This window comes from Micromonospora parastrephiae (assembly GCF_016802865.1).
Taxonomy (GTDB): domain Bacteria; phylum Actinomycetota; class Actinomycetes; order Mycobacteriales; family Micromonosporaceae; genus Micromonospora; species Micromonospora parastrephiae.
The window spans coordinates 1-22269 of record NZ_JAEVHM010000094.1; the positions used below are offsets into that span (position 1 = coordinate 1).

General features: G+C 71.4%; 22 protein-coding genes and 1 pseudogene. 10 read left to right on the forward strand and 13 right to left on the reverse strand.

From position 1 onward, the window contains the following. Positions 1-53: 53 nt before the first annotated feature. From JNW91_RS32450 to JNW91_RS18815, 9 genes are all read right to left on the reverse strand, one after another. Positions 54-1706, reverse strand: a complete 1653-nt coding sequence (locus JNW91_RS32450) for a hypothetical protein (protein ID WP_309244418.1) — start codon at positions 1704-1706, stop codon at positions 54-56. 315 nt (positions 1707-2021) lie between these two features. Continuing rightward, a complete protein-coding gene (locus tag JNW91_RS18780; protein WP_203176852.1) occupies positions 2022-2462 on the reverse strand; it encodes a hypothetical protein in 441 nt (146 codons plus the stop codon). A 14-nt stretch (positions 2463-2476) separates the two neighbouring features. Next, a complete protein-coding gene (locus JNW91_RS18785; protein ID WP_203176853.1) occupies positions 2477-2692 on the reverse strand; it encodes a hypothetical protein in 216 nt (71 codons plus the stop codon). 340 nt (positions 2693-3032) lie between these two features. Next, positions 3033-4313: a hypothetical protein gene (locus JNW91_RS18790; protein WP_203176854.1), complete on the reverse strand. Its 1281-nt coding sequence runs from the start codon at positions 4311-4313 to the stop codon at positions 3033-3035. Then, the gene (locus JNW91_RS18795; protein ID WP_203176855.1) at positions 4310-4558 is read right to left on the reverse strand and encodes a hypothetical protein; all 249 of its coding nucleotides are present in this window, start codon (positions 4556-4558) and stop codon (positions 4310-4312) included. The genes JNW91_RS18790 and JNW91_RS18795 overlap by 4 nt, the downstream gene beginning before the upstream one ends. Next, entirely contained in the window at positions 4558-5124 is a 567-nt protein-coding gene (locus JNW91_RS18800) for a hypothetical protein (RefSeq protein ID WP_203176856.1), read from the reverse strand. Before JNW91_RS18800 ends, JNW91_RS18795 begins: the two co-directional genes overlap by 1 nt. Continuing rightward, positions 5121-5786, reverse strand: a complete 666-nt coding sequence (locus JNW91_RS18805) for a GGDEF domain-containing protein (RefSeq protein ID WP_238425267.1) — start codon at positions 5784-5786, stop codon at positions 5121-5123. Before JNW91_RS18805 ends, JNW91_RS18800 begins: the two co-directional genes overlap by 4 nt. 11 nt (positions 5787-5797) lie before the next feature. Next, entirely contained in the window at positions 5798-6379 is a 582-nt protein-coding gene (locus JNW91_RS18810; RefSeq protein ID WP_203176858.1) for an Lsr2 family DNA-binding protein, read from the reverse strand. Further along, on the reverse strand, positions 6376-6927 hold the full coding sequence (locus JNW91_RS18815) for a sigma-70 family RNA polymerase sigma factor (RefSeq protein WP_203176859.1): 552 nt from the start codon (positions 6925-6927) through the stop codon (positions 6376-6378). Before JNW91_RS18815 ends, JNW91_RS18810 begins: the two co-directional genes overlap by 4 nt. A 293-nt stretch (positions 6928-7220) precedes the next feature. Between JNW91_RS18815 and JNW91_RS18820 the strand changes: the two genes are divergently transcribed. From JNW91_RS18820 to JNW91_RS18835, 4 genes are read left to right on the forward strand one after another with little or no spacing between them, the layout of a single operon-like run. After that, a complete protein-coding gene (locus JNW91_RS18820) occupies positions 7221-7997 on the forward strand; it encodes a GntR family transcriptional regulator (protein ID WP_309244419.1) in 777 nt (258 codons plus the stop codon). Between the two features lie 7 nt (positions 7998-8004). Beyond that, complete coding sequence (locus tag JNW91_RS18825; protein ID WP_203176861.1) at positions 8005-8574, forward strand: GNAT family N-acetyltransferase; 570 nt, start codon at positions 8005-8007, stop codon at positions 8572-8574. A gap of 38 nt (positions 8575-8612) precedes the next feature. After that, positions 8613-8798, forward strand: a complete 186-nt coding sequence (locus JNW91_RS18830; protein ID WP_203176862.1) for a hypothetical protein — start codon at positions 8613-8615, stop codon at positions 8796-8798. Then, positions 8795-9181: a hypothetical protein gene (locus tag JNW91_RS18835; RefSeq protein ID WP_203176863.1), complete on the forward strand. Its 387-nt coding sequence runs from the start codon at positions 8795-8797 to the stop codon at positions 9179-9181. The genes JNW91_RS18830 and JNW91_RS18835 overlap by 4 nt, the downstream gene beginning before the upstream one ends. Positions 9182-9215: 34 nt before the next feature. On the opposite strand, the gene JNW91_RS18840 is transcribed toward JNW91_RS18835, so the two are convergent. Together JNW91_RS18840 and JNW91_RS32455 are read right to left on the reverse strand one after the other, a co-directional pair. After that, positions 9216-9704, reverse strand: a complete 489-nt coding sequence (locus JNW91_RS18840; protein ID WP_203176864.1) for a hypothetical protein — start codon at positions 9702-9704, stop codon at positions 9216-9218. 147 nt (positions 9705-9851) lie between these two features. Continuing rightward, positions 9852-10859 (reverse strand): hypothetical protein, encoded by a 1008-nt coding sequence (locus tag JNW91_RS32455; protein ID WP_238425263.1) that lies wholly within the window; start codon positions 10857-10859, stop codon positions 9852-9854. Between the two features lie 157 nt (positions 10860-11016). Here JNW91_RS32455 and JNW91_RS18850 point away from each other — a divergent pair, with 157 nt between their 5' ends. The 6 genes from JNW91_RS18850 to JNW91_RS18875 all read left to right on the forward strand — a co-directional run bounded on the left by JNW91_RS18850 (position 11017) and on the right by JNW91_RS18875 (position 20791). Beyond that, positions 11017-11289 (forward strand): recombinase family protein, encoded by a 273-nt coding sequence (locus JNW91_RS18850; protein WP_203176865.1) that lies wholly within the window; start codon positions 11017-11019, stop codon positions 11287-11289. Between the two features lie 503 nt (positions 11290-11792). After that, entirely contained in the window at positions 11793-11978 is a 186-nt protein-coding gene (locus tag JNW91_RS18855) for a hypothetical protein (protein WP_203176871.1), read from the forward strand. After that, a complete protein-coding gene (locus tag JNW91_RS18860) occupies positions 11978-13645 on the forward strand; it encodes a hypothetical protein (protein ID WP_203176866.1) in 1668 nt (555 codons plus the stop codon). The genes JNW91_RS18855 and JNW91_RS18860 overlap by 1 nt, the downstream gene beginning before the upstream one ends. A 107-nt stretch (positions 13646-13752) precedes the next feature. Then, positions 13753-19548 (forward strand): DEAD/DEAH box helicase family protein, encoded by a 5796-nt coding sequence (locus tag JNW91_RS18865; RefSeq protein ID WP_309244420.1) that lies wholly within the window; start codon positions 13753-13755, stop codon positions 19546-19548. 269 nt (positions 19549-19817) lie between these two features. After that, positions 19818-20627, forward strand: coding sequence for a hypothetical protein (locus tag JNW91_RS18870; RefSeq protein WP_203176867.1), 810 nt, complete (start codon positions 19818-19820; stop codon positions 20625-20627). Beyond that, positions 20624-20791 carry a hypothetical protein gene (locus JNW91_RS18875; RefSeq protein WP_203176868.1) on the forward strand — a complete coding sequence of 56 codons (168 nt, stop codon included), beginning with the start codon at positions 20624-20626 and terminating at the stop codon, positions 20789-20791. Before JNW91_RS18870 ends, JNW91_RS18875 begins: the two co-directional genes overlap by 4 nt. 110 nt (positions 20792-20901) lie before the next feature. Here JNW91_RS18875 and JNW91_RS18880 read toward each other — a convergent pair whose 3' ends face one another. Further along, on the reverse strand, positions 20902-21927 hold the full coding sequence (locus JNW91_RS18880; RefSeq protein WP_203176869.1) for a hypothetical protein: 1026 nt from the start codon (positions 21925-21927) through the stop codon (positions 20902-20904). A gap of 16 nt (positions 21928-21943) precedes the next feature. Further along, positions 21944-22269, reverse strand: a pseudogene (locus JNW91_RS18885) (hypothetical protein); the annotation flags it as partial.

Consider the following 22269-nt stretch of genomic DNA (forward strand, 5'->3'; position numbering starts at 1 on the left):
GGAGGGGGAGGGACCCCGGGGCGGTGTTCGCCCCGGGGCCCGGGGTGGGGTCGTCAGCCGACCAGGACTTCCTTGCTGGCGACGTTGCCGCCGGTCTCGGCGACGGTGTCGGCGACCTGGCCGTCCTTCGCGTTGAAGTCGGCCAGGGCGGCCTGCAGCTCCTCCTGGGCGGTGTTCAGCGACGCCTGGGCGGCGGCGAACGCCTCAGAGGCGTCGCGCAGGTGCCCAACGGTCGACGCCGACATATCCAGCGACTCGTACCGGTCGGCGGCCTCGGTCAGGACGCCGGCGACACCGGCGACCTCCTCGGCCCGCTCCCCGGCAGCCTCGGCGGCCTGGCTGAACGCGGCCCGGATCTCCTCAGGGCCAATGGCTTCCAGGTTCACGGTCATCTCCTTCAGATCGGTGAAGCTGTTGGTCATGGGGCTGGGCCGGGCGCCCATCCCCTGGTCGTCGTCGGTCCCCTCCGAGCGGCACAGGGCCAGAGGGAGGCCGAACGGGCCCACGACGATGTCGTGGACGTCGAGGTCCTTGCCGCACGACGAGCAGAGCTCGAACTCGAAGCCGGCGCGGATGCCCTCGATGTCGCCGGCGAGGTCGTTCGCCGGGTGGAGCTGGTCGTCCCCGGCCCCGCAGCGGGGGCAGTGGAACGGCCACATCTGGGTCGGCCCGTTGACGAGGCCGCAGGCCGCGCACCGGGTGTAGTGCTGCTCGACCGGCTGGTCCGTCTCGGCCGTCGGTGTGGTTGCGGCCGGCGCGGCGCTCGCCTCGGTCGTGGGCTCCGGCGTGGCCGCCTTGCGGTGCTCGCCGCAGTACGGGTCCTGCCCGTCGACCGGGTTGTCGCACCACTTGTCGGGGTGGCCCTCACGGACCTCGCGGTAGGCGCACTTGCCGTACAGCTCGGTGCGCAGTCGCTCCCGATCGGCCTGGGTGGTCGGCGTGGTCGGCGCAGGGGGGTCGGTGGGCGTGGTCGGCGCAGGGGTGTCGGTAGCCGTCGCGCAGGTGTGCTGGGCGCCGGCTGCCTCAGCGGCGGCGGTTGAGGCGAAACCCGACCCGTAGGCGGGGCACTTCGGGCACCGCCAGTAGTACGTGGGGACCTCCCTCGGAGGGCAGGTGTGCTTGGCCGCTGCGGCGTCGGCGGCGGGGCGAGTGGCGAAGCCCGTCTCGGTGGCGTCGCACTTCGGGCACCGCCACCGGAACGTGGGGACGTCGGGTGCCGGGGCGGGGTCGGGAACCTCCCGCAGCCGGCTGTCGTCGGCATAGCAGCGGGGACAGCGGCGCGGCATCTCGTCGGTGACGCTGGTCTTCCCGCACCGGTCGCATTTGGTGTGGTGGAACCGCTGCGGCCACTCTTTGGTCAGCGTCGGTGCAGGCGGCACCGAATCGCTGGCCACCGACTGCGACGCCGCTGCCGGCTGCTGGCGGGCCGGCGGTGCCGGCTCCTGGGCGCCGCCGGGAATCACCCTCAGCGCCGGCCGGCGCGGCGTCTGCTCGTCCGCACCGTCGGCGGCCGATTCGGCGGAATCACCGCCGGCACCGCTGCCCTGGAGGTCCTCCTGCTCACCGGTGTACTGCTCGGGGTGCTCGGTGCGGGTGTGCTCCCGGCCGGCGCCCAGCGCGTTGGCCTCGATCCGGTACGGACGGCTGGCCCACCCGCAGTGGTCGCAGTCGGCATACCAGCGGCCGTCCTCGTCGACGTCGACCACGACCCCGTCGACCGCCTGGGTGCCTCGCTTGCGGGCAACGGCGCGGCGGCGGCGGGCCCGGGACCGCTCGGTGGCGTCCTCGATCAGCCCGGCGAGATAGCCGTTGGCCGCAGCGATCGTGCTTCCGGTCCGGCCGCGCCGCCGGGGCGCTCGCCCCGGCCGGGCCGTCGGTGGCGGCCTTTTGCGCGGCGGCCTGCTGGCGGGCGCGTGCCTGCCGGCGCGGGGACTGCTTGCCCCGCACCGCGTAGGAGGCGTCCTCCAGCAGCAGCACGGCGATCTTCGCCACCGCCAGGTAGACCAGGATGTCGAAGAAGATCACTGGATCACGTCCCGGATCGTTGCGCCGAGACCACCGATGACCATCGGCAGCAGCAGCGCGCAGGTCAGCGCGGCGTGAGCCAGCTTGGCCTTGCCGCCCCCGCCGCCCTTGCCGACCGCGCCCTTGCCGGCGGCGCCGGACTTGCCGCCGCCCTTGCCGCGCAGGAACACGGCCACGACGATCGCCAGCCCGATACCTAGGGCGGTGGGGATGGCCAGGGCGACGTCCTTGGTGTCCTGGCCGATCCAGTCGCCGATCGGCTCGGCGATCGCGGTGATGCCCTTGGCGAGCCACTTGTTGACCTGCGAGACGACGTCGCCGGCGAGCAGCGCGCCGACGCCCAGGCCGGCGACGACCCGCAGGCGGGGGGTGAAGTGAAAGGCGATCGACAGGGCGATGTAGACGAGTCCGCCGATCACGATCAGGGCGCTGGTCATGGTGGTGCCTCCTCTCAGAGGGTTGCGATGAAGACGGCGGCCACCGCGGCGACGGCCACCGTGCGTAGGGGATGGGCCAGGACCCACGAGGCCAGGTGCAGCAGCCCACGGGGGATGAGCACGAGCACGGCCCAGCAGGCCATCGCGATCGCGTGGGCGTCCTGGCCCTCGCGGGCCCGGCCGGCCTGCCCGACCATTTCGGACAGTGACTCCGGCGAGCCAGTCCACACGGCGGTGACGCTCTCCCAGTCGCCCGGAATGTTACTCAGAGTAATTCCGGTACCGGAGTTGGGGCCGGAAGAAGCCGGTTCGGTTCGTGCGGTTTCGTCCTGGTTGAATTCCGGTAGGGGAGGGGCCGGCGGGGCCTCCTGCCTCTGCGGGACCAGGGAAACCACGTCCGCCGGACGCCGGAATGGAATTCGCGGCCTCGGTGACGGACGGTAGTCGTCCTCGGCGGGTAGAGCGCTCACCAGATCACCTCCTGATTGGTGTGTGGACTGTTCGGGTCGGACCCCGGGAGCGGCGGTGGTCTGCATCGCCACTCCCGAGCGGATTGGTCGAGGGGGCCGGTCAGACCGCGCGCAGCCCGGGTCGCCAGCCGGCGACCAGGGCCGCCGTCCTGGAGGCCCGAGCGCGGTCGCCCCTGCCGCCCATCACGTGCTTGTAGATCGCGTAGCCCGACGGGTCGGCGTTGAGCACACCGTCCTCGATGGCGGCCTGTACCTCGACCAGAAGCGTCCGGACGTCGTCCGGAAGACCGTCCGACCCGACACCGGCCGGGCCGTGTTTTCCCCGCTTGATCGCCGTACGGACGTCGTCGGAGGCCACCGCTGGCGGCGGGGTGATCTTGAGGTCAGCGAGCCGCGAAGCGCCCTCCCACGGCCGGGCGGCGGCGACGTAGGAATCGAACAGACCGATCAAGAAGGCGGTGCCGGCGCAGCCGACCGGGCCGATCGCGTGGGGCAGCGCGGTCAGCAGACCGTCCCAGCCGCCATGCCAGCCGCCGATGATGTTCAGGGCAAGGGACAGGCCCAGCGCGGTCCACTCGGCGAAGGCGGCCTTCCCGTCAACGTCGCCACCGGATGAGCGCAGCACCGCCCGACCGATGATGATCAGCGCGACCACCGCGATCAGCGCAGGCTCCATCGCCCACGACGCCCACCAGGCGGCCGTGCCGGCCTGCAGGTCGAGCAGCCGCACGACGCCGGCCTGCACGCCGGTGGTCGACCAGGCGGCGAACGCTGTGAGGACTGGGATGCCAGCCAGCAGGGCGACCTGGCGCACCTTGGCCACCCGCAGGGCCCGCATCTCCGCCGACCCCTGGATCTCCGCCCGGATCCGCGCCCGCTCCCCAGATCGGGTCGCCCGCCGGTACAGCTCGGCCAGCTCTGTAGCCTCGCTCGCGTCACGGTCGCGCTCACGACGCTGTCGCGCCTCGATCCGCTCCCGCTCCTCCACCCGGGCCAGCGCGACGCGGTGCTCGACGTCCTGCGCTCGCCGCGCCCGCTCATCCTCACGGCGGACGTCCACGACCGCGCGGGCCTCCTCCAACCGCTCACGCAGCTTGTCGGCCGACCCGGCAACCTGGCGACGCCAGCGGCGTGATGCCGCCTCAACCAGCTCGGGCTCGGGCTCGGGCTCGGGCTCCGGCTCGGGCTCGGGCATCACCGGGGCGGGGACCGGCGCCACGGACGGTGCGAACACCACGGGTGTTTCGACGGCAGACGGCGCGCTGGCGGGCACCGCGCCGGCCGGCACGAGCAACTCTCCACGACGCTCGAACTCCGCGCCCATGTCCAGCGCCCGCCACGACGGCGGCGTCGGGTACGTCAGGTCCTGGTCGACGCTCACCGCGCCACCTCCAACAGACTCTGAGCGGGTGCTGGCACTCGCTCGTCGGCGATCAGCGCCCGACCGGCGCCCAGCAGCTCGCGGGCGATCTCGTCCTCGGCGCACGACTGGTGACACGCCGCGCCCTTGGCGTCGCGCATCTTGGTGTTGGTGGCGCAGACCCGGCAGGGCAGAGACCGGTCACGGTCGTAGTGGCCCGGCGCGGTCCAGTCGAGGTGCACCCGCACTACCAGCAGCCCGGCCATCACGACACCCCCCCTCGTCGGGCTCGAACCTGCGCGAGCAGCTCCCGGCCCAGCGCGTCGAGGTCGGCCTCGTCGACGTCGACCGCGAGAGGGTGGCGGCGGTCGTCGACCCAGCGGGCAACCCGCCGGCTAGCCAGCACCACGCCGACCAGGCCGACAGCGACGACGGGGGAGTAGACGAGCTGCTCGGGCACCGCGCTGGCGTGCTCGGCGTACCGGTGCGCCGCTGCCACCGTGACGGCGGCCGGCCCGGCCGCAGCCACACCGACGACCGCGGCCCGGGTCAGCCGGCCCGCGTGCCGTCCATCACCGTCACTCTGGTCGGCCCATCGCGTGATCTGGTCGACGCCCGGCCAGCGGCCGTCGCGGCCCTCGCTGCACCAGGCGGCACCGCAGGAGGGGCACGTCCACCCGCCGGCCACCCGGATCAGCACCATGTCGTCCAGCGGGCACAGCGCTCCGACGTCGTCCAGGCGCAGCGGCGGGGGCACCTCGAACACGGTGCGCAGCAGAGGCCCGTCCAGGGGCGGCCGGCAGGCCGTCGCACGCTCGTTGATGCTGGTCATGCGGTCACCCCCAGCGCGCTCGTCAGGGCCGCCAGCTCCCGCATCCGCAGCAGCGGACGCTGCTCCACCTCGGGCAGCTCCGTCAGCACGCAGTGCTCGACCAGACCGTCACCGCCACGCCCCTTGGCCTCGTACGCGGCAGCGTCCGCCGCCGCCATGACCCGAGCCCGGTCCTCCCCAGCGGTCGCGTGGACCGCACCGACGCTGGCCGTCACCGTCACCGTCACGCCGGCGGCGACCTCGATCGGCCCCGCCAGGGCCTGGATGACCTCCGCGCCGAGAATCTGCGCCAACGGCGCCGGCGACGGCGACACCAGCACGAACTCGTCACCGCCGATACGGGCGACCACCGCTCCGTCGATGTCCTCCAGCAACTCACGCAGCCGGCGGGCGATCTCGACCAGCAGCGCGTCGCCGGCGGCGTGGCCGTAGGTGTCGTTGACCGGCTTGAACCGGTCCAGGTCCACCAGGACCAGGTCGAAGGACTCGCCGTCCAGCTCGTCGAGCGTGGCCGTCAGGCCAGCGCGGTTCGCCAGACCAGTCAGCGGATCTGTGGTCGCGCCCCGCTGGGCCTCGACCAGCCGAATCCGCTGCGACCGGGCAACCTGCGCGGCCCACACGTGCCCCACCAGCGACAGCGCGCCAACGGCCGGCAGCAGCATCTTGAGTGCCCTCACTGGGTCACCTCCGACCCAGTCGCCGAGGCGTACGCCTCGCGGATCTCGCGGGAGATCCGACCGCGGTCCCGGACCTTGTAGCCGTTGGCCAGGGCCCATTCCCGGATCGCCGCCCGCTCCTTCTTGTCAGCACTCCGGTTCGGTGATGCTGCGGAATCGCGGCCGGTGATGCGCAGCGCCTGGCGCACCTGCGCCAACTGGGCGGCGAGCGCGGCCTCCTTCTCGGCCAGCTCCGCCCGCTGCTTCTCAGCGGCCTCACGCTGCTCGCGCTGTGTCTGCTCGGCCTCGATCCGGCCGGTCAGCTCCTCCACCAGCCCGCCGATACGCTCGGCCAGGTGCCGGGTCCGTGCGGCGTCGCTGCCGTTGGCCAGGGCCAGCAGCTGCTCCAGCGTCCGTGGCGGCCGGGCCTGCGCCGGGGTCTTCTCGGCGGGCGCGGTCTGCCCGATGGGGACGCCGGGACCAGCGATGATCCGGATGCCCATCGGGACGCGCTGTGCGGGGGCCGGCGTGCCAGCAGCGGCCCGCCGCAGGGCGTCCATGTTGCCGTTGACCGGCGTGGCCGTCTTCGGGGTGCTCATGCTGGCATCACCGCCGACAGCGGCAGCAGCCCGCGCAGGGCCCGCAGGGCCTTGTGCTGGATGGCCTTGATCGCTGCCGGCGTGCGGCCCATGACCTCGGCCGTTTCTTCGATCGACAGCTCCCGCAGGAACCGCAGGACGATGCACTGCCGCTGGTGCTCGGCGAGCTGGTCGACGCCCGCGAGCAGCGCCTCGCGGGTCAGTCGGTCCAGGGCCGTCTGCGCCGCGTCGGTCACCTGTCCGACCTGGGTGGCGTCGTGGATGTCCGCCATCGGCACCTCGAAGCGCTGCCGGAACGACGTTTGGTGGTTGGCCACCAGGTTCCGCGCGATCGTGGTCAGCCACGCGGCGAAGTTGCCAGTCGGACGGCTGAACGAGGCAAGGTTGTGCAAGGCCCGCACGAACGTCTCCGAGGTCAGGTCCTCGGCGGTCTGCCGGTCGAGCACCCGGCGGTAGACGAACCGGAACACCTCGTCGACGTAGCGGTCGTAGACAAGGCCGAACGCCTCAATGTCACCGGCCTGAGCCCGCACCACCAGCGCAGACACGTCGTTGTCCGTCGATCCAGGTCGGGTCTGCACCGGATGATTCCGGGCAGCACGTACCCTCATTGCTGGCATCTGTTGCTCCTTGAGAGATGGGGTTGGATGCCATCCGGGGGCTCGGCGGGGCGCAATCCCGCCGGGCCTTCTTGCTTGGTAGGCGCACTGAAGGACTATTAGGTACTCATTGACCAGACAATGCGCTTGGTGTTGATGGTGCTACTGAGACCCAAGCGACGTCAAGGGGTAAGGGCAACATTGACTAGACAATGTTCAACCGCATGAGTAAGACTCAGAAGGTGGACACGTTCAGGGGGGCCTCACTGCCGGCGTACCAACGGATCGCCGCAGCTATCCGGGACAAGATCGCCTCAGGCGAGTTGGCCGGTGGCCAGCAACTCCCGACCGAGCTGGAACTCGCCGAGCAGTGGGGCGTCGCGCGGCAGACTGTCCGCAACGGGATCGCCGTGTTGGTCTCCGAAGGGCTGGTGGTCGCCCGCCGGCCGCTTGGGCACTTCGTGCGCAAGCGGGAGCACATGCTGTACCGCCCGCAGGGGGAGTCCCGCGATCAGCCCGCGAGCCCTGAGATGGACCGGTTCTGCCAGCAGATCATCGAAGAGGGGCGCGTCCCGAGCCAGACGATCGACGTATCCCTGGTGCAAGCGCCCCCTGACATCGCAGAGCGGCTGAGGGTGGATCCTGGCACCGTCGTCGTCGCCCGCCGCCGGGTGCGCTACATCAACGGCGAGCCGATCAACATCAACGATTCCCACTTCCCGCTCGACATCGTCAAGGACTCCGAGATCATGTCGCCGGCCGACGTCGCCCGTGGCACGAACCAGGCGCTTGCCGACCTCGGCTACCCGCAAGACCGCGCGATCGATGAGATCTACACCCGGATGCCGACGCCCGAGCAAATCCGCCGGCTCGATCTTGGTCCCGGCACGCCGGTGGCCGTCCACTACGTCACTGGCTACGTCGCAGACGGCACACCGGTGCGATGCACCGTCAATGTGCTGCCCAGCGACCAACATGTCATCGTCTTCGAGCGCAAGTTCGAGCGGACATGGAGCTGAACCAGCTTTGACATTGATCATCCGTCCCGCGACCAACAACGACGAGTTCGAGGTCGCCATGGGGCTCCTCACCCAGCGGATCCAGTGGCTACGTGATCGCGGGTCGGACCAGTGGGCAACGTGGGAGAAATGGCGGACCAAGTTGGTCCCGGCGCTCGCGGCGGGGGACATCTGGTTGCTGTGGGATCGCGACGAGGCAATCGGCACGGTCACTGTCGAGTTCACCGGCGATCCGGACTTCTGGACACCCGCCGAGCTGGCAGAACCAGCTGCCTATGTCTCGAAACTGGCGGTCCGCCTGGATCGAGCCGGGCAGGAGCTTGGCGCGCTCCTCTTGGCCTGGGCTGGGGACCTGGCCTTTCACCAGGGCTGCCGATACCTTCGCCTGGACGCGTGGAAGACCAACGAGGCCCTGCATACCTACTACCTCTCGCGCGGCTGGACCTACCTTCGGACCTCCAGTCATCCCGGACGTCGGTCGGGAGCGCTGTTCCAGCGGTCCGCCGCACCGATGGCTCCACAACCTGTCGGGCTGCGCACGATCGCGCGACGCGACGGACAGGGCTTCGCAGAGTGAATGCGCGTAGAGGGTCTGGCCAGGGGTATCCTGCCGGTATGGCCAGCCAGAACCCGGACACCGGAACCGACACCACGGCGATGCTCGCCGCGGTCGGAATCGAGGTGACCGAGGAAGGTAAGGCGCGCGCCCGACGCCGCCTGGACGACGCCCGCGCCCGATGGACTCCCGCGCTCGAAGCGGAAGCCCGCGAGCAGCTCGGCCTCCCGGCCCGCGCCGCGTGACCGACCCGACCGTCAGGGTCATTCTCGACGCGTCCGCGATCATCGCGTTCTGTCGTGAGTCGATCGACGTGGGTGAGGTCATCGCCGAGGTCGCCGACGAAGACGGCTGCGTGTTCGGCCTGCCGGTGCTGTGCCTCGCCGAGGCGGCCCGTGTCGTCGCCGACCAGGACCGCTTGGCGCTGCTCGTCACCCACCGCGCCGCTGAGGTGCTCAGCCCGGATCCGGACAGTTGGCGCGCTCTCGCGGTCACCCTCGACACTGTGGGCCGGGTCGACGCGGCCAGCGCGGTGCTGGCCGCGATCGACCTGGGCTGTCACGTCCTGACCGGCCAGCCCGGGTTGTACGGCGGCATCGCCGGCGGCGGCCCGGTCATCGCGATCTGACTCCGACGGCCGGGCCCGCGCCGCTGACCATGCCTTAGATGGTGAGGGCGAACAGGTCGAGCTGCTCACCGGGGTCGGCCGGCCGGCACGCTGTCCACACCGCGTGGCCGGCTCGGGAGCAGCCGTCGACGACGTCGGTCCAGCCGGCACCACGGAATCCGCCCGGGTGGTCGCGCCAGGCAATGACGGCCTGCTCGCAGCGCCCGATCAGCTCGTCGGTGACCCGGCCGTTGTCGAGGACGTTGCCCAGGTCGGTCCAGGCCAACCGCAACGGGTGGTGGAGGTCTCCGTCGGTGATCTCGATCCGTGCCCGGGTGAGGCGGAGCATCCGGCCGGCGGGCAGCGTCTGTCCGGCGTACTCGGGGGCGAGTCGGCGGGCGTCTCGGGTGCGCCAGTAGGTCAGGGGGTCGATGGCGTGCCCGCACGCGGTGATCCCGACGGCCCAGGCCAGCAGTGGGCGGTGAGTGGCCGGGGTGGCGGTGGCGAGGATGGTGCGGGCGTCGGCCCGGTGGCTGCTGGTCATGGTGATCTCCCGCGTTGTGGCTGGGGCAGGTGGCGGCCTGGTGCCCGTGATCGCCGAGGCGCACCGCTGGCCAGCGGCCGGGGTGCTCGGGGACGGGCGAGGGTTGACGGCGGGCCGACCCACGTTCGGGGTCGGCCCGCTTCGCGTCTACGCCGGGAGAGCGGCGACGTCTTCGGTCGGGTCGAAGTCGCTGCCGTCGTATCGGGCCGCAGCGGCGTACAGGGCAACGGTGATGGTGCGCAGGGGGGCGCACTGGCCGTACCAGGTGATCAACTCCCCGCCGCCCATCTGCTCGAATGCCGGGTCTGCCTGCTCGGTGAGGTGGTCCCCGAGCACGCTGATGGTCGCCTCGGCGAGGTCGTAGCAGCGAGGGCTGCCGGTGAGATGCCGGGCAGCGGCACGGATCGCGCTACGAACCAGGTAGCCGATCTTGCCGGGGTGCTGCGTCAGGCGGCCGGCGGCGGCGCGCAGCGTGACGGCCGGACCGAACGTGCCGGTGAGGAAGGGGCAGGTCGAATCACACGGCTCGTCCTGGGTGGCGGCACCGCAGCCGACGCACTCGTTGTTGTGGTCGAACTCCGCGGCCGGGATGACGTGCCGCTGGTCTGCCGCCTCGTACTCGCGGACCAGGGCACCGAGCACGTCGCGGACGTTGAGGGTCTTCCCGGCGGCAGTGCGGCAGTCCGCCGCGTATCGGGCGAGGTCGGTGGTGTCGATCCAGGTGCCGCCGATGGGCTGGAAGTGCGAGCTGCTGCTGATGTAGCCGATGAAGTGCTCGCCGAGCATGAGCCGGGCGCGGGTTCCACCGGTCCCGGGAACGGGGCGGACGTCGGTGACGCGCAGCTCGGTGTGGGGGACGACGAGGCCGGTGTGGGGCAGGGTGGTGGGCTCGCCGGTCAGGCTGGCGTTGATCAGCTCGATGGGGCGCGGCTGGGTGCGCAGGCAGGTGCGGCAGTCGATGGGGTCGGTGATCGCCTCGCCGGCGCGGACGTCATCGCCGCGACCGCTGGCACCGCACCAGGCGGCGACGTAGCGAGGACTGCCGTCGGGGCTGGTGATGCTGCTCAGGCTGCCCAGGTGCACGGCCTTCCCGCGCCCGACGCGGACGGGGGCGAGTTGGACGGGGCGAAGCGAGTTCGTCGTACCCTGGATCATGGAACTCCCTTTCACGGAGGGGCTGTTCTTCCTGGTCCGGCTGGGTGGTGGCTCACCTGGCCGGACCGTTCCTTGTCCCTCTATCGTACAGGAAAAGGTACAGAAAAAGCTGCCCAAGGGGTCTTTTTCTGTACCTTTTTGCCGTACGGTGAGGGGCATGAACAGCGAATCTGAGGTGCGTCGGCCAGAGGTGTCGGCGGGAATGGCGGCGGCCCGGGACCGGGGTGTGCGGCTGGGTCGTCCGCCAGCGCCGTTGCCGCCCTCGGCGACCCGGGCGGTGCAACTGCGCGGTGACGGGCTGTCGCTGGCCGCGATCGCGACGGCGTTGAACACCGAGCAGGTGCCGACGCCGTCCGGGAAGGGGCAGTGGGCCAAGAGCAGCGTCAAGTACGTGCTCGACCGGCACGACGCCGCTCAGGGGTCGGTGTAGGCCCTTGTGGACGGGGTTTGCGGGCTTGCCCGCGCACGGTGCCGGGGTGGGGTGGGATCTCCTCGTGTCGGCCGATCTCCGATCGACCGGGCCGGCTCTGGGACGCCAGGCTCGGCGTAGCCGACCGCGAAGCGGCTTGGCCTGGCCGTCCCAGAGGTGGTCTGGTAGCCCTCTGGGCGGCCGGCGCGAGGGGATCCCACCCCTGGGTGACCACTCACTCACCTGGCGCTTTGGTCCCTGCCGGATCTCCGAGAGAGGCCCCGCCGGAGGCGTCGATATTGGAGGGCGCGACCACGGCGCCCCGGGCGCCGGTCCGCGTTACCTGGGCCGGCCCGCTGCCTCTGTTGGTGATTCCGCGGCATCGCCCCTCGCTGCGGTGGCGGCGCTCACGCGGCCTGTGCGGGGCGTGAGACGCACCGGGGAGTACCCAGGGAACCGGCCCGCGTTTCGATCCCGCTCGACATGCTGGTTACGGTGTGATCAAGCGATCACATGGGGGAGCGATGGCTGACGACGCCGCTGTGCCGATGGCCGCGCCGGACGCGGAGGACCTGCCCGACGGGCTCGCCGCCGGCCTGCAATCGCAGATCGACGACCTGACGGCCACACTGGAGCACCACCAACGCCTGTTCGAGTCGTTGCGAGCGCGCGGGCTGCTGCCCACCGAGCACGACGACGGGCGGCCGTGATGACGGCGCCGGACCAGCCGACGGCCGGGCCAACGCGGGAGGTCGCCGAGCGTGTGGCCGCCTCGGTCGACCGGACTGCCGCGCTCCGCAGCCGTGCCGGGTCGCTGGCCGCTCAGGTCGCTGGCCCGCCTCGTCTGACGGGAGTCCCGGACGCGCGGCGGCAACGCCTCCTGGCCGTTCAGCGCGCGGCGGCCGAGTTCTACCGCGCCCAGCTCGACCGGCCTGACGGCGCGTCGCCGGCCCGGTGGCTAGCTGCCCAGGGCGTTCCGGTCGACGGGCGGTGGGCGGTTGGGTACGCGCCGGACCGGCCGGCCGCGCTGGTCAACGAGCTGCGGCGGCAGGGCTTCACCGATGTGGAGATCCGGGCGTCCGGCCTGGCGGCGACCGGCCGCAGCGGGCAACTGGTCGACCGCTTCCGTAACCGGGTGATGGTCGGCGTCCGCGAGCACCGGGATCCGGACCGGCCGGTGGTCGGCTTCGCCGGCTACGCACCCCCCGGGGTGCCGGACGTGGCGCCGGTGCTGCACAGCCCCGCCACGGCGGTGTTCCGGCCGGCCGAGGTGGTGTTCGGGCTCGCCGAGCAGCCTGAGCGCACCGGCCGGTCGGTGGTGGCGCGTACCGCGTTGGAGGCCATCGCTCTGGCCGAGCGCGGCGAGGGTGCTCCGCTGGCGGTGGCCGCGTGCGGTCCGGCCTTGACCGGGCCGCAGGTCGCGGCGCTCACCGCGCAGGCGGATCCGGCGGCCGGCGTCGCGGTGGTCGTCGACGAGGACGGCAGCGCCGACGGGCGCAGGTCCGCGGCACGGGCCTTCCACGTGCTCGACCCGGCGGTGGCCCGGCACCCGCAGCGGCCGGGCCCGGTGCTGGCCGCCGCTGTGGACGGCGAGGACACCTGGCCGCTGGTGGAGGTCGTGGTCACCGCCCGAGTCGACTGGGCCGTGCGTACCTTCACCACGGCGGCGGGCCGGGAGGTCGCCGCTCAGTCGATCCGCGCGATGCTGCACGGGCAGCCTGACGACGTCGCCGAGCCGTTGGCCGCGTACGCCGCTGGCCGCCTCGGTGTCCCGGTCGACCCGACGCCGGCGACGCCCCGGCCGGCCGTGACCCCGCAGACGGCGGTCCCGGCGCCGGTGCCGGCGGTCCTCGACGCGCGGCGACCACGACAGGCCCGCCGGTCGGCGCTGACACCGACCAGCCGCCCACCGCGCCAGAGAAGACGGAGACAGCAGAGGATGAACCGGTACGGGGCGCAAGCCCAGAGGCACTGGCAGACGTACCTTCCGAACCGGTACGCGGCGCTGATAGCCGACGGGACGGACCTGAACAGCTTCTTCTCGACTTTGGGGGACCAGGCGACCCACCAGATCGAGGACCTGACGAGACAACTGGCCGGCCCGGACCCGGCCGGCGAGGGATACCTGGACAAGCTGGGCCGGCTCAACGAGGCCCGGATGGCGGCCGAGGAACAGGTGCTGCCGGAGCTGATCCTGCTCGACCCGGAGACGAACGAGACCAACCCGGCGGCGACACAGACCCCAGCGTCGGAACCGCGGGCGGATCAGGACGACTGGATCCCGATGGTGGAGGACCCGACCGATCCGCGCTGGCAGGAGATCGCGGAGCAGGAAGCCGCGATGAACGACGACAGCGAGCCGCCCGCCCGCAGCTAGACGCCGCACCACCGGCCGCCGAGCCGGCAGCGCCGGTTGAGGTAGCCGAACCGGACGCGCCACCAGAGGCGCACGCACCAGCTCCGGCGCCCGATCCGGACCGGCCGGTGTCGTTCACCCCGAGAGGGCAGCAGGATCTGGCCCCTCGGGGTGAGGTGGCCCGACTCAACGCCAACCTGGCGGCGCTTCGCACCCTTCGCACGATTCAGGCCGAGGACCGGCCGGCTACCGCCGAGGAACAGGCGGTGCTGGCCCGCTGGTCGGGGTGGGGTGCGGTGCCCGGGGTGTTCGAGGGCCGCACCGAGCACCGCGACTACGCGCGGTTCGCGGCGGAACGCGAGCAACTGCGGCAGGTGCTCGACGAGCGGGAGTACGCGGCGGCCGAGCGCAACACCCTGAACGCGCACTACACCGACGCGGCGTACGTCCGCGCCATCTGGGACGCGGTCATCGGCCTCGGGTTCGAGGGCGGCGACGTACTGGAACCGGGCTGCGGGCCGGGCACCTTCATCGGCCTGGCGCCCGGCGGCGCCCGGATGGTCGGGGTGGAGGTGGAACCAGTCACCGCCGGGATCGCCGCCGCGCTCTACCCGCACGCCACCATCCGCACCGAGTCGTTCGCGGCCACCCGCGCACCGGCCGCTGCCTTCGACCTGACGATCGGCAACGTGCCGTTCGGGAAGTTCGCGCTGGCTGACCGGCGACACAACCCGGGCAAGCACACGATCCACAACCACTTCCTGATCAAAAGCCTGCACCTGACCCGGCCCGGTGGGCTCGTGGTGGCGCTGACCTCCCGCTACACCATGGACGCCGCGAATCCGGCCGCCCGGCGGGAGATGGCGGCCCTGGCGGATCTGGTGGCCGCCGTGCGGCTGCCGACCAGCGCGCACGAAGCCGCCGCCGGCACCAAGGTCGTCACCGACCTGCTGATCCTGCGCCGGCGTGAGCCCGGCCGCGAGCAGGCGGGGATGGCCTGGGAACAAACCCAGGAGATCGACGCACCGGACGGCGAAACCATCCACGTCAACGAGTTCTTCGCCCGCCGGCCCGACCGGATCCTCGGTGAGCTGTCCGTCGGCCGGGGCGCCCACAACGCGAAGGACCTGCTCGTCACCGGCACCGGCGACACCGCCGCCGACCTGGCCCGGGTCCTGGGCGACGTGGTCGACGAGGCCCGCCTCGCCGGGTTGACCCTGACCCCGCGCGTCGAGACCGGCCCGGCCGCTCCGGTCGCGGTCCTGGCCGCCGTCGGCCGCGAAGAGGGCCACATCGAAGCGCTCGACGACGGCGGCTTCACCACCGTCGTGGCCGGTCAGGTCGTCGAGCACAAGGTGCCCGCCACCCAGGCCGACGAGCTGCGGGCGCTGCTGCTGCTGCGCGACACCGTCACGGCCCTGCTGCAAGCGGAGTCGTCGTCGCTGGACGACGGCGACGAACACCCTGACGGGCCGCCGGCCGGCTCCGCGGCGTTCCTACGGATCCGACTGAACACCCTCTACGACTCCTACGTCGAGCAGTACGGCTTCCTGAACCGCTACGACACCTACACCCGGCGGCAGCGCAACAAGGCCACCGGTGAGCTGGAGACGATCCTCGATGAGGAGACCGGCCAGCCGAAGCTGTACCGCAACTACCCCCAACTCGCCGGATTCCGGGGAATCGACCCGTACGCCGCCACGGTGTTCGCCCTGGAGAACTTCAACGACGACACCCGCACCGCCACCAAGGCGGACATCTTCAGCAAGCGGGTCATCCTGCCCCGGGCACCCCGGCTGGGCGCCGACAGCCCCGAAGACGCCCTCGCGATCTGCCTCGACGACCACGGCATCGTGCTGCTGCCGGAGATCGCCCGGCTCCTCGGCGTCGACGAGCTCCAAGCCCGCGAAGCCCTCGGTGAGCTGGTCTACGACGATCCCGGCACCAGCCGCCTGGTCGAAGCCGCCGCGTACCTCTCCGACAACGTCCGCGCCAAGCTCGATCAGGCACTGGTCGCCGTTGAGGACGACCCGAAGTTCGAGGTCAACGTCCGTGCCCTGCAACGGGTCCTGCCCCGCGACGTCGGCCCCGGCGAGATCATGGTGTCCCTCGGGGCCCCGTTCATCGACTACACCGAAGTGCAGGCGTTCCTCCAAGAGATCCTGCACGATCCGCGGCTGAGGGTGACGCACCCCGGCGGATCAGACTGGCAGGTCAAGGGCAGCCGAACCGGAGTGCTCGCCCGCTCAACCTGGGGCACCGCCGGTATGGCCGCCCCCGACTTGGCGCAGCGTTTGTTGACCAAGACCCCGATCCGGGTCTTCTACGAGATCGAGAAGGGCAAACGGGCCCTCGACGTGGAGGCGAGCGCCGCCGCGCAGGCCAAGGCCGTCGAGCTGGAGGACCGGTTCGAGTCATGGGTGTGGGAAGAACCGGAGCGGGCCGCCCGCATCGCGGCCACCTACAACCGGATGTTCAACGCCCACGTGCCCCGCTCGTACGTCGGCGCGCGGCGCAGCCTGCCCGGCATCTCGGTGGAGTTCAAACCCCGACCGCACCAGATCGAGGCGGTCACCCGGATCGTCAACGAACCCGGAGTGGGCCTGTTTCATTGCGTCGGCGCCGGCAAGACCGCCGTGATGGCGATCGGCGCGATGGAGCTGAAGCGGCTCGGGTTGGTCAACAAGCCCGCCATCGTCGTGCCGACGCACCTACTCGAACAGTTCTCGCGGGAGTTCCTCCAGATCTACCCGCAGGCCCGCGTGCTGGCCGCCGGGCAGGACGACACCAACGCCGCCCGCCGGCAACGGTTCGTGGCCCGCTGCGCCACCGGCAACTGGGACACCGTCATCATGGCCGCCAGCTTCTTCGAGACCCTGCGGCTCTCCGACGACGAGCAGCAGCGCTTCCTCGACGGGGAGCTACAAGAACTCCGGGACAAGATCGAACGAGCGCACGCGCAGGCCATCGCCAACGACGAAGAACCGAGCCGCAACGCCGCCGTCAAGCGTCTCCAAGGTGCCCTGGTCCGCCGGGAGGAGAAAATCAAGGCGAAGTTCGACAAGCCGACCGACCCCGGCGTGACGTTCGACCAGACCGGCGTCGACTTCGTCTTCCGCGACGAATGGCACGACCTGAAGAACGACACGATCATGTCCAGCATCGTCGACGCCAGCAACGACGGCTCAGACCGGGCGATCGACTTCCGCGCCAAGCTCGACTTCCTCCGCCGCCGCTACGGCCAGCGAGTGGTCTGCGGAGCCACCGCCACCCCGATCGCCAACTCGGTGCGCGAGCTGTACGTCGTCACCCGACACCTGCGCCCGGACCTGCTCGAAGCCACCGGCACCATGGACTTCGACACCTGGGCATCGGTGTTCGGCAAGGTCGTCACGACGGTCGAAATCTCGCCCACCGGCAGCGGTTTCCAGACCAAGTCACGGCTGGCGAAGTACACCAACGCCGCGGAGCTGTCGCTGATGCTGCGCACCTTCGGCGACATCCGCACCCCCGAAGACCTGCAACTGCCCACCCCGCTGCTGAGCGTCAACGCCGACGGGCACCGCGCCCCGCACGTCATCCCCATCGACCCAGCACCTGAGCTGGTCGACTTCATCGCCACACTCGACGACCGCGTCGAGTGGTGCCGCGACAACCCCCGCGAACGGGAGATCGACAACATCCTGAAGATCTCCGGGGAGGCGCGGGCCGCGTCGCTGGACCTACGGCTGCTCGGCCTGGACCAGAACACCCCAGGGAAAATCGACGTGGCGGCCCGCAACATCGCCGAGATCTGGCAGGCACACCGCGAGACCCGCTACCTGGTCGACCCGGACGCCGCCACCCCAATCGAGCATCCCACCCCGGGTGCCCTGCAGATCGTGTTCTGCGACCTGGGCACCCCGAAGCCGAAAAACCCGGATCGGTGGACGGCGTACGAGGCGCTGCGCGATCGGCTGGTCGAGCTGGGGATGCCCCGCGAAGCCGTCAGGTTCATCCACGAGGCCAACAACGACAAAGAGAAGGCCAACCTCTTCTCCGCCTGCCGCAACGGTGACGTGTCAGTGCTCATCGGCTCGACCGGCCGAATGGGCACCGGCACCAACATCCAGAACCGGGCCGTCGCCCTGCACCACCTCGACTGCCCGTGGCGGCCGGCGGACATCACCCAACGCGACGGCCGGATCATGCGCCAGGGCAACCAGAACGCCGAGGTCAGCATCTACCGCTACGTCGTCACCGGCTCCTTCGACGCCTTCAGTTGGCAGACCGTCGCCCGCAAGGGCGGCTTCATCGACCAGATGATGCGCGGCACCGTCGGAAGAGAGATCGAGGACGTCTCCGACGAGACCCTCCAGGCCCACCAGATCAAGGCGATCGCCACCGGCAACCCGCTGCTCATCGAGAAAGAGGAGTTGGGGATGGAGCTGGCCCGCCTGGAACGGGCCAACCGATCCCACCACAACACCCACGCCGCCCTGGAGAAGCAGATCCGGGAGCTACACCAGTGGATCGCCGTCGACGAGCGGCGCATCGAGGCCCTGGACCAGACGATCGCCCAACGCCAGGACATCCGCGGGGAGAAGTTCCGGATGACCGTCGCCGGTCACCAGCTCGACAAGCGCCCCGACGCCGGCCGGGCGTTGCAGCACGCCCTCACCGCCGCGTCCGCCGGCCTCGGCTCCACCGAGCAGCGCGACCGGGTGCCACTGGCAGAGCTGGGCGGCTTCGCCATCACGGCCACCATCTGGAACGGCCGCGACGGGGTCCTGGTCTCCCTTACCGTCAACGACGACTCCGGCATGAACACCGTGCTGTCGCTGGCCGACGCCACCACCGGTGACGCCACCGGCCTCATCCGCCGCCTCGAACACCACCTCGCCGCCCTGGAGGGCCGACGCGGGCAGCTCGTCGCCAACATCGCACGCCAACGGGAAGAGATCGAACGGGCCCACACCCAGCTCGGCCAGCCCTTCGCCCGCCACGACGAACTCGTCGACACCCGGCACCGGATGCGGGCCGTCTCCGCTGCCGTCGACGCGATCGCCGACCTCGACTCCGCCCCGGTCAACACCGCCGCCGCACCCGCCGTGCCGGTCACCCTCGACGACTCCTGGATGCCCGAGCAGGTGCGCGACAGCCTCACCGACGACGAACGCACCTGGCTGGCCACCCGGGTTCACCGCGTCGCCAACGCCGGCACGCTGCAAGGCGCCGCCCGAGCCCAGGACGACGTCGCCGCGTTCGCCGTCACCTTCGACAAGGCGCTCACCGCCATGCTCGGCGACCCGAACGAGCCCGGCCTCTCAGTGGCGATCTTCCTCAAGTGCGACGACCCCGACTGGCGAGCGAGCTTCTTCAACGCCGCGCGGCAGGCCGTCCACGACGCCGTCCGGGCGACACCACCACCGTCGCCGGACTCGCCGCCCAGCGCGCAGCCCACCGTGGCGGCGAATCAGCAGCAGGCAGCGACCCCGCTGACACCGGCCGCCATCCTCGCCGCCACCACCCAGCAGGACCGGGCGTTGCTGGACGCCTGCACCAGGCAGGCGGTACGCGCCGAGCAGGTTCAGGCCGCCGCTCGCGCCGGCGACGAGGCCGCGTTCGGTGCCGCGTTCGGTGCCGCCATGACCACCGCCATCGGCCAGCTCGACAACCGTGCCGACGTCGTGCGGCTCGTCGAGCTGCACGGCGACGAGGCGTTTCGGACCGGGCTGACCAACCTCGTCTGGACCAAGCTCACGCCACGGCAATCCGGCCAGCCAGGTGAGGCCGCCTCGCGGCCGGCCACCGCGGCCGCCGTCGCCGCCAAGGCGTTCGTCCCTGGCGGGCAGACCGCGTCGTCCACTGCCGCAGCTGCCACGGCGGCACCCGTCTCTCCCGCGCCCGTCCAGCGGGGCATGGACCACGACCACGCGCGATGATGGTTGACCACTTATGTCCGCTTCGCCGGTAACGGGGTCACATGGTCTCGGTCCGGCGCTGAGATGGTCACCGGCACGCGCCGGTTTCGCCGTCCGGCTTCCGCTGTTCCGGTTCTTCCCCCTGCATTGGTCCTCAGCATGGCTCTCGTCAGCGGCTCTCGGCACTCGGTGATCGGCAGGTGTACTCGTCATTGCACCCGCTGTGGGGTGCGGTTTAGCGGGTAGTGGTTCGTTTGTTTGGCGCGGGTCGTACGGCAAGACTGTGGCCCATGACCAAGCAAACGAGGCAGACCTCGTTCAGCAAGCGGCCGGCCCCCGTCACCGGGGGACAGACCCGGAGCGCTTTGCTCACCCGAGCCAAACGTGCTGCTGTACCGCTGCGCAAAGTATTCGTCCAGCTGCCCCAGAGCGCCGAAACCCGGCCAGGGCTGCTCGCGCCGTTCATCACTGCGGGCGACCTGCGCGGCCTGCGCGCCTACCTGATGGTCGTGGCAGCCAGCAGTGCCACCAACGAGCAGGGCACCTGGACCACGGAGCTGGACAGCCTGGTCTGGGCCCGGCTGTTCGACGCGCACAAGGACGCCGAGCACGCCGCCGCCCGGACTGCGGCCTGGCGGACCCTGACCCGGCTGCAGGACAAGGGCCTGATCGAGTGCAGCCGCACCAAGGGCAGCCGCAACATCGCCGTCACCCTGTTGCGCGAGGACGGGAGCAAGCAGCCGTACACCCGGCCCGGCGCTGCGGACAAGGACGCCTACCTGCAGCTGCCCATCGGGTTTTGGACCAAGGGTTACGACGAGAAGGTCAACCTGCCCGGGCTGGCTATGTTGCTGGCGATCTGCAACGAACGCAGCTGGGCCGCCTTCCCCGCTGAGTGGATGCCGACCTGGTACGGCTGGTCCGCCGACACCACCCTGCGCGGGCTGAAGAACCTGCGCGAGCACGGGCTCATCGAGCAACGCGAGCGCTTCAAGAAGGCGGCGCTGACCGCGCCGGGCTCGACCCTGTTCTACGAGTACCGTCCCGCCCGGCTACTGCGTCCGGCGGTCCAGGCCCGCCCAGTGGGAGCGACGGCGTGAGCGCGAAGAACCCGACCCCGGCCGGGGATCCCGGCCGTGAGCCCCTACTGCGCATCCAGCTCACCGTCCCCAGGTCGCTGTGCTGGATGCTGACCGGCGCCCTGCTCGGCAACCTCAACGACCTCGGGCCTCTGCTTCAGGGCCTCGGGCGGTTGCTGCTCTAAACAGCTCTGGTCGGGTGTGCCGGACACGGAGCGGCGGCAACCGCGCCGATCCCCCGCGATCGGCACACCTGACCAGAACTGCATCCATCTTTCAAATGAAGAGGTGTGAGCTACCGGCCGGACGCCGCCTCGGGCGCTGCCTGCGCCCCCGGCCCGGCCGGGCGCTGCTGCGCATCGACCGCAGGCGAAGCCGCCGCCGCGGCGACGGCGGACCGGGTCGAGGATGGAAACCCTTGGGCTGCGAGGTGGGCTGCGCGAGCGTCGGAGCCGCCCTCGCTGGCGGCGTGATCCTCGGCGGCGCCACCAGTGTCCCGCCACTCACCTTCGAGGGTGACCGAGCCGCGCTCCGGGGCCGGCTGTGAGCCTGCCTCCCCCTGATGTCCCGCCGTCTGGTCGACGTCGGCGGCGTAGTCATCGACGACCCGGAACGCGTACGCGGCAGGGGTGTGGGCACGGTCGACGAAGCCCGGCACCTGCCGCAGCAGATCACGGACGTCGTGCCCGGCCTGCTCCAACTGGTCCAGCTTGTACGCCAGGGCTGGCCACGCCTGGGAGCCGATGACCCGCTCGGCCCGCTCCGTTGACCACACCGCCCGGACGTGGATCGCCATCTCCTCCTGGCGCTGCCGCGCGGTGCGCCGCCGCCCACCGTCCTCCGGATCCGCCCGGCCGTCGGCCGGATCCCGCCGAGACTCTGGTACGTCGTCGACGGCGGCACGGTCGAGTTGGTCGGACAGCCACGCCGCGTTCTCCGGCCGCCCGCCCGCGTCCGGGTCGACGCGCACACCGCGCTCGGCCAACCGTTCGGCGATGACCTGCTGGGCGCGGCGGGCACGTGGGTCGACCGCCGCCCACCCGGAACTGGCCCGCCAGGCGCGGGCGATGTCGTCGGGTGATGCCTGTCGCCACCACGCCGGGCGCGTCGCCGGCCGCCACAGCGCCGCATCGGCCTGCTGGGCCGCGCGGGCCTGCGCGCGGATCTGCCGGGCCTGTTCCTCGCTCACCCGGGCGGCCCGCTGAAGCTGAGCGATGCGCGCGTCGATGAGCACCTGCGCCAGTTGACCGGCGGCCTGGATCGCCGCCGTCACCGCCGAGGTCGCCCGCTGGTGGAACTCGGCTATCTCGTTGTCGGCCACGATCTCTCCCGTCTGTTCATCGCTGTGCCTCCCGCTCCACCACCGGGTCGACACGCACCCGCGCCGGCGTCGCCGCCGACTCCGCTCGACCGGTTTCGGACGTCGGCTGGCCCTGCTCGGTCTGCGGGACGCCGCCCCGCAGCAGCGGCATCAGGTGGGCTGCGGCAGCCGCCGCCGCACCCGCCGCGTGGGCCTGTTGCTCGGCCGCGCGCAACTCGGCCAACGCCACGACCAGCCGAGCCGCCTGGACCACCACCGCGAGCAGAACGGCCGCTTCCCCGCCATCTCGGGCGTGCCCGGCGACCACACCGCGTCGGCGACCCGGCCCAACTCGGCGGCCAC